The 6,837-nt window shown below is 46.0% G+C and carries 3 protein-coding genes and 17 tRNA genes; 1 reads left to right on the top strand and 19 read right to left on the bottom strand.

Going from position 1 to position 6,837, the window contains the following annotated elements; genetic code table 11:
- Nucleotides 1-3: 3 nt before the first annotated feature.
- Together BHE18_RS14790 and BHE18_RS14795 are read right to left on the bottom strand one after the other, a co-directional pair.
- Nucleotides 4-2,082, bottom strand: a complete 2,079-nt coding sequence (locus BHE18_RS14790) for a BglG family transcription antiterminator (protein WP_071619300.1) — start codon at nt 2,080-2,082, stop codon at nt 4-6.
- A 129-nt stretch (nt 2,083-2,211) separates the two neighbouring features.
- Nucleotides 2,212-4,125, bottom strand: coding sequence for a PTS mannitol transporter subunit IICBA (locus BHE18_RS14795; RefSeq protein WP_071619301.1), 1,914 nt, complete (start codon nt 4,123-4,125; stop codon nt 2,212-2,214).
- 317 nt (nt 4,126-4,442) lie between these two features.
- On the opposite strand from BHE18_RS14795, the gene BHE18_RS14800 reads away from it, so the two are divergent.
- Nucleotides 4,443-4,733, top strand: a complete 291-nt coding sequence (locus tag BHE18_RS14800) for a hypothetical protein (RefSeq protein ID WP_071619302.1) — start codon at nt 4,443-4,445, stop codon at nt 4,731-4,733.
- A 179-nt stretch (nt 4,734-4,912) separates the two neighbouring features.
- Here BHE18_RS14800 and BHE18_RS14805 read toward each other — a convergent pair.
- From BHE18_RS14805 to BHE18_RS14885, 17 genes are all read right to left on the bottom strand, one after another.
- Nucleotides 4,913-4,984, bottom strand: a tRNA-Glu gene (locus BHE18_RS14805).
- Nucleotides 4,985-4,988: 4 nt separating this feature from the next.
- A tRNA-Ser gene (locus tag BHE18_RS14810) sits at nt 4,989-5,079 on the bottom strand.
- A 3-nt stretch (nt 5,080-5,082) separates the two neighbouring features.
- Nucleotides 5,083-5,157: transfer RNA gene (locus BHE18_RS14815), tRNA-Asn, on the bottom strand.
- Nucleotides 5,158-5,166: 9 nt separating this feature from the next.
- Nucleotides 5,167-5,243, bottom strand: a tRNA-Ile gene (locus BHE18_RS14820).
- 1 nt (nt 5,244) lies between these two features.
- Nucleotides 5,245-5,318, bottom strand: a tRNA-Gly gene (locus BHE18_RS14825).
- A gap of 8 nt (nt 5,319-5,326) precedes the next feature.
- A tRNA-His gene (locus tag BHE18_RS14830) sits at nt 5,327-5,402 on the bottom strand.
- A 26-nt stretch (nt 5,403-5,428) separates the two neighbouring features.
- Nucleotides 5,429-5,504, bottom strand: a tRNA-Phe gene (locus BHE18_RS14835).
- A 17-nt stretch (nt 5,505-5,521) separates the two neighbouring features.
- A tRNA-Asp gene (locus BHE18_RS14840) sits at nt 5,522-5,598 on the bottom strand.
- A 131-nt stretch (nt 5,599-5,729) separates the two neighbouring features.
- Nucleotides 5,730-5,803: transfer RNA gene (locus tag BHE18_RS14845), tRNA-Met, on the bottom strand.
- A 172-nt stretch (nt 5,804-5,975) separates the two neighbouring features.
- Nucleotides 5,976-6,068, bottom strand: a tRNA-Ser gene (locus tag BHE18_RS14850).
- Nucleotides 6,069-6,084: 16 nt separating this feature from the next.
- Nucleotides 6,085-6,161: transfer RNA gene (locus BHE18_RS14855), tRNA-Ile, on the bottom strand.
- Between the two features lie 4 nt (nt 6,162-6,165).
- A tRNA-Met gene (locus BHE18_RS14860) sits at nt 6,166-6,242 on the bottom strand.
- A gap of 89 nt (nt 6,243-6,331) precedes the next feature.
- A tRNA-Ala gene (locus BHE18_RS14865) sits at nt 6,332-6,407 on the bottom strand.
- A gap of 9 nt (nt 6,408-6,416) precedes the next feature.
- A tRNA-Pro gene (locus BHE18_RS14870) sits at nt 6,417-6,493 on the bottom strand.
- Nucleotides 6,494-6,498: 5 nt separating this feature from the next.
- A tRNA-Arg gene (locus tag BHE18_RS14875) sits at nt 6,499-6,575 on the bottom strand.
- A 41-nt stretch (nt 6,576-6,616) separates the two neighbouring features.
- Nucleotides 6,617-6,705, bottom strand: a tRNA-Leu gene (locus BHE18_RS14880).
- 8 nt (nt 6,706-6,713) lie between these two features.
- Nucleotides 6,714-6,788, bottom strand: a tRNA-Gly gene (locus tag BHE18_RS14885).
- Nucleotides 6,789-6,837 lie beyond the last annotated feature (49 nt).

The raw sequence follows: 6,837 nt of genomic DNA on the forward strand, positions 1-6,837 counted from the left end.
TCATCATTCCTTTATCAAGTTATTTTGTAAGTAATCGAGAAATAGATGTTCAAGCTTTTTATAAATCATGGATTCATTGCCGGATGAATAGATCATCATCGAGGCATGATCTTCAATAAGGCTGGTGCTTATGATACTCAGGATTTCCTGCTCCCTTTTGCTTAATTTCTCTGGAGCGATCATCAGCAGGAGACTTTTCATTTCAAGATCCTTCCCGTCCATCCCCTTTATAACACAAGGCTGGTCCAAGTGGGCGGCTTGAAACAGGAGTCCATTGACGTTTTCATCACGGCAGTGGAACAGACCCATATTCGTACCCGGTATTCCCAGGCCGCCCTTTGCTTCCCTCTTAAGAAGCTGAGTGAGCACGGCAGCTGTGTCCGTCATCAGCCCGATCTCTTCAGCTTTTTCTGCCATCTGCTGCAGCACATCATGATGACTCCTGACTGACGACATCCGGTACACCTTGAAATGATCGAGAATGGTTTCGATACTTTGATGGACATCTTTTATTTCTTGCAGTAATCCCCTGATTTCTGTAGTACGTACATTCTCCTCTTCGGGAGGGGACGGCTTCATATATTTTTCCCGTGTAATCTTTTCTATGTTTTTTTGCACATAATCCTCGATGATTCCAATGTCTTTATCGCTCAACAACGGGTTCACCAGCAGATAATCCACTTCCGTGAAAGGCAGCCTGACCGTTGAAATAACGATATCATACACACTAAGGTTGGCCGTCCTGAAATCGGCAATTGACAGAATATGAACAGAGTGAATCATCTTCAACTCTTTTTGTATCCGGCTTGCAAGCATCTTTGAGGCGCCGATCCCAGTAGGACATACTACCACTGCACTGATTCTGACCTTCTCTTCATTCATCAGCATTGCCGATCCGAAATGAAGGACAATATACGCCACTTCAGCATCCGGAAAATCAACATCCGTAAATTCAGTTTCAAGACTGTTTTTGACCGCCAGAAACAGCACCGGGTATTTTTCCTTAATTTCCTCCGTCAGCGGATTAAATAATTCCATCTGCTGCTTCAGACGGAAAGTCGATGGTCCCATATGTGCAAGCAGCCCCTGAAACAGAGAAAAATCATCCGTCAGATCAACATTTAAAGAGGTTGAAACATCCTTGATCACCTTTTTTATAAGATGGCCGAGAAAGATACTATTGTAATAAACAGCATCCGTTTCCTGAACTTTGGATGCTTTTAATATGAGTGTCAAAAAATTGATTTCTGCTTCCGAGATCCTTATGGAAAGCACTTTTTTAAGCTCTTGAGCGATCTCCTGCATCCACTTAAATTCGCTGGAATAACGGCTTTCCATGTCATTCTTTTCCGTTAGCGGCCAGCCATTATGGGTTCTCTGAATACACAAGCAAACATGTACGACCAGTCCAATATAATCATTATCCACCAGATTCAGCTGCTCTTTGGATAATTGCCTGCCCACAGATTGATGGACAGCCTTAAGGTGCCCGGGCGGGAAAAAGCCAAGAATCGGCTCCTGAAATGAATGGCCGTTTTGCATTAAGTATAAGCTTTCTATGATCTCTTCATAAAAATAAACAAGGAAAAAGCTTGCCAGCGCATGCCGCTTACTGGCTTCATCCGCTACCAGCTCCACTCCCACCCCCCGCTTCCTTGTGAGGGTGATGCTGTATTTGTTCAGCCAGTCCCCCAATTCGTCGAGATATGAACCCAGGGTAGTGACACTGATTCCAAGCTGGCGGGCCAGCACCTGTTTCTTAAATGAAGGCCCTTCATGCAGCAAAATGATCAATAGCTGCAGCTTTCGTTCTTCCGGGGTGTCATCTGTCGGACTTGCTTCAGACAACCCTTGAATCAGCCTGTAAATATGCTCGTTCTTCCCATCTATGAACAATCCATCCCCCGGTGTCCGTTTCAATTCCAGATGATACTGTTTCAGGATTCCTTCGATGGATTTCAGATTACGCTGGATTGTCCGCCCGCTTACATTCATGAATGAGGAGAGACTGTTGACGGTATGCTTGCCCGATGTTTTTACAATCAATTCTATTATGGCTTTTTCTCTTGATGTAATGAACATGTTCTCCCTCCGTTCTATTCATGAAAATCAATGCTATAAGCGGACATAGAGTAAAACACCAGGTCTCCCAAACCTTCTATTAAAAACAGCCAAAACGGAAAGGCTAAAAGAACCTTTCCGGATTGGAGATTAATTGCTATTGATGATGTCTTTAAGTTCTTTGGCCGTTTTCGCCTGTACCATCCTGTCTACGTTTTCCTGCTCGGAGCAGATGACCGCAATGCTTGAAAGGATTTCGAGATGCGTGCCGTCTTTACCTGCGATACCGAAGATCAGCTTGGCTTGTTCACCATTGAAGTCCACGCCGTCCGGCACCTGGATTACGGTAAAGCCTGATTTGATGACTGCTTTTTTTGCATCTTCCGTACCATGCGGTATGGCTACATTATTGCCCATATAAGTCGTCGTGATGCCTTCTCTTTCGATCATTGCATCAACGTAACTGTCTTCTACATAACCAGCCTTCACGAGTGCTTCCCCAGCGAATCGGATGGCTTCTTCCTTCGTCTTAAACTCCTGGCCGATGAAGATATTTTCTTCTCGTAAAAGATCGTTATCCCCATCTCTCTGCGGTTCGACTCCGACGGCTTCTTTTTCTGCTTCCTCGACAAGCTCATCTTGTTCTTCCGTGATGTCATTTTGCAGGCTTCCAATAAGCTTATCGTATTCCGGACTTGAAAGGAAATTATCGACCGAGATATGGTGCGCATCCGGCAATTTATTCTTCGCGCGCGGTGTCAATTCTTCCTGAGTGATGACTACCTGTGCATCAGCGGGCAGATTGCTGATCGCTGTATTCGTAACGAAGATATCGAGTCCGGCTTCCTTCACTTTTTTACGCAGTAATGAAGCACCCATCGCACTGGATCCCATCCCTGCATCACATGCAAAGACAATTTTATTTACTTCACCAGGAAGTGTGCCCTGCTGCTGATTGATTTGTCCGGAAACAGAACTCTTCTTCCCTTTCATTGCTTCCATTTTCTTTGTAGCTTCTTCAATGTCGTCTTCCTGTTTCTTGCTTGATTTCAAGACGATCGCAGATACGAGGAATGACACAACCGCTGCTACAATAACAGCCGCAAAATTGGCCAGATACTTCATACCTTCAGGAGGTGTGACAGCAGCAATCGCCAAGATGCTTCCTGGCGAAGCAGGAGCAGAAAGTCCGCCGCCCAGCAGAACAAGCGTAAAGACTCCGCTCATTCCTCCGAGGATGACTGAAAGAAACAGCATAGGTTTCATAAGGACATATGGGAAGTAAATCTCATGGATACCTCCCAGGAAATGAATGATTGCTGCGCCCGGAGCGGATTGCTTGGCAGTCCCCCGGCCGAACAGCATAAATGCGAGCAATACACCCAGACCCGGTCCAGGGTTTGCTTCCAGTAAGAATAGAAGCGATTGACCCGTTTGCTGTACCTGTTCCAAACCAATCGGTGAAAGGACACCATGGTTGATGGCATTATTCAGGAACAGGATTTTTGCAGGTTCGATCAAGAGACTTGTCAGCGGCAGAAGTCCTGCACCGATAAGCCAGTCGACACCGGCAACCAATAGTTTTGTCAGTCCGTCAACAGCAGGTCCGATACCGAGAAACGCAAGGATCGCAAGAATCCCGCCAAGAATTCCTGCAGAGAAGTTGTTAACGAGCATTTCAAACCCCGCACGGATTTTCCCTTCGATCGCACTGTCAAATTTTTTGATGAAGTACCCGCCAAGCGGTCCCATGATCATGGCACCGAGGAACATCGGGGTATCAGGTGCACCGACGATGACACCCATTGTGGCGATCGCACCCACGACGCCGCCGCGCTGATCGTGCACAAGCTTACCGCCTGTATAACCGATCAAGAGAGGCAGAAGAAACGTTACCATCGGCCCCACTAATTTGGCAAGGCTTTCATTTGGAAAGAAACCGGTAGGGATAAATAATGCAGTAATCAATCCCCATGCAATGAAAGCACCGATATTCGGCAGTACCATTGAACTGAGGAAGTTACCAAACTTTTGTATTTTAACTTTTACAGTTGATTGAGCCATATTTATCTCCCTTTCTATAAAGTCATTACTTATATATCCATCATAATTCACAGAATGTTCATCAACAAGGAAGATGAAAACTAACTTTGTCACAGCGTCGACGACAAACCTATTGTTACTCAATTTCTCTTATCGTTACACGATGAATATTAAATTGAGTTTTTAAACACTTAAAAAAACGCCCAAAGTTATAGAAAGTGGTTGTGTTAAGGAGGGAAAACCAGCACCTAGAATTATAACTGACTTTTAGAAATATATTCCATAAATGAATTGTTTCGTTTATAATGTAAGAATATTCTAAATAAGGAGGCAAGCAGATGGTAAGTAACCTTTCTTTACGGTTGATTTCGGTATTATTCACTCTGCTGGTATTGTTAGGATTGCCTTATTGGGCTTTTTTGAAAACAGGACGTCCATTTATGGAATGGACGCTGGTTATAGGAGTATTAATGACTGCAGGAATTATTCATTGTCATGGGCCGGGGTACAGAGCATTTGCAGTACATACAAAAACAAGAGTACTACGCTCCCCTCCTTTTTGGACAGCATTAATCTATACACTAATCGTTTCTTGTCTTGCCTATCTCTATTACGGGGAGTATTTCTGAGTTTTTTGATAATCTGATACTATATAAAAACAAATAAAGCAGGTTAATTCAAATACGAATTAACCTGCTTTTTATAGTTTTCTCTTCCCAACCCTCTAATGATTTGGAACGCTTCAGTTTTTATAAATTATTATATTTTGAAAAGAAAAAAGACTATCGTTGAGATAGTCTTTTAGATATGACCCGTACGGGATTCGAACCCGTGTTACCGCCGTGAAAGGGCGGTGTCTTAACCGCTTGACCAACGGGCCTTAATGGCGGAGAAGGAGGGATTTGAACCCTCGCGCCGGTTGCCCGACCTACACCCTTAGCAGGGGCGCCTCTTCAGCCACTTGAGTACTTCTCCATATGGCTCCGCAGGCAAGATTCGAACTTGCGACCGATCGGTTAACAGCCGATAGCTCTACCACTGAGCTACTGCGGAATATTGAGATGGTGGGCCTAAGTGGACTCGAACCACCGACCTCACGCTTATCAGGCGTGCGCTCTAACCAGCTGAGCTATAGGCCCATGGAGCGGGTGATGGGAATCGAACCCACGACATCAGCTTGGAAGGCTGAGGTTTTACCATTAAACTACACCCGCAATAAAGTTGGGGCGACTGATGGGAATCGAACCCACGAATGCCGGAACCACAATCCGGTGCGTTAACCACTTCGCCACAATCGCCATAAAAGTATAATATAAATGAAAAATGGTGGCTCAGGACGGAATCGAACCGCCGACACATGGATTTTCAGTCCATTGCTCTACCAACTGAGCTACTGAGCCACACTATGTAATTGAAATGGCGGTCTGGACGGGACTCGAACCCGCGACCTCCTGCGTGACAGGCAGGCATTCTAACCAACTGAACTACCAGACCAGAGATTTTTGCGAAAGCAAAATATCTTTCATTATCTTGCGTTAGCAAAAGAACTTACATTACCTTGCGTCAGCAAAATATTCATCCATCCGTTACCGACTAGACGTTTATTCACTTTAACAAAAATGGTATTGCGGGGACAGGATTTGAACCTGCGACCTTCGGGTTATGAGCCCGACGAGCTACCGAACTGCTCCACCCCGCGACGATAATAAAAGTTTAATCAAGTTGTGATTTTACGAATCAATATCCGTTAGAACCACCCCGACTTTAGAAAGCTTAATCAAGCTGCTGCTCAGTCGGTGCGCTGATGTGCAAGCTCCGAAGATGATTCGGACGTGCTCCACCCCGCGACGATAATAAGGGTAAAAATAATATGGCGGAGGAAGAGGGATTCGAACCCCCGCGGGCTTTAACACCCCTGTCGGTTTTCAAGACCGATCCCTTCAGCCGGACTTGGGTATTCCTCCGTGTATAAAATGTGAATGGTGGACCTTGTAGGACTCGAACCTACGACCGGACGGTTATGAGCCGTCTGCTCTAACCAACTGAGCTAAAGGTCCGTATTGGTAGCGGCGGAGGGGATCGAACCCCCGACCTCACGGGTATGAACCGTACGCTCTAGCCAGCTGAGCTACACCGCCAAGAAACATTTTTATATAATTTGTGGAAGATTCTTTTACTCAGCATACGCTGCGTAAAAGGAAAGATATTTTGCTGAAGCAAAAATCTTTGGTGGAGCCTAGCGGGATCGAACCGCTGACCTCCTGCGTGCAAAGCAGGCGCTCTCCCAGCTGAGCTAAGGCCCCATTTTGAAGTGGTCGGGAAGACAGGATTCGAACCTGCGACCCCTTGGTCCCAAACCAAGTGCTCTACCAAGCTGAGCTACTTCCCGAAATATGGCGCGCCCGAGAGGAGTCGAACCCCTAACCTTTTGATCCGTAGTCAAACGCTCTATCCAATTGAGCTACGGGCGCATTTATTTTTTGGGCACTGTAAGTTCAATTAAAGAACTAACTGGTGCCGAGGGCCGGAATCGAACCGGTACGGTAGTCACCTACCGCAGGATTTTAAGTCCTGTGCGTCTGCCAGTTCCGCCACCCCGGCAAAATCTTTGGAGCGGAAGACGGGATTCGAACCCGCGACCCCCACCTTGGCAAGGTGGTGTTCTACCACTGAACTACTTCCGCATATGGTGCGGGTGAAGGGACTTGAACCCCCACGCCTTGCGGCGCCAGA

Source organism: Rossellomorea aquimaris (assembly GCF_001877785.1).
Classification (GTDB): Bacteria; Bacillota; Bacilli; order Bacillales; family Bacillaceae_B; genus Rossellomorea; species Rossellomorea aquimaris_A.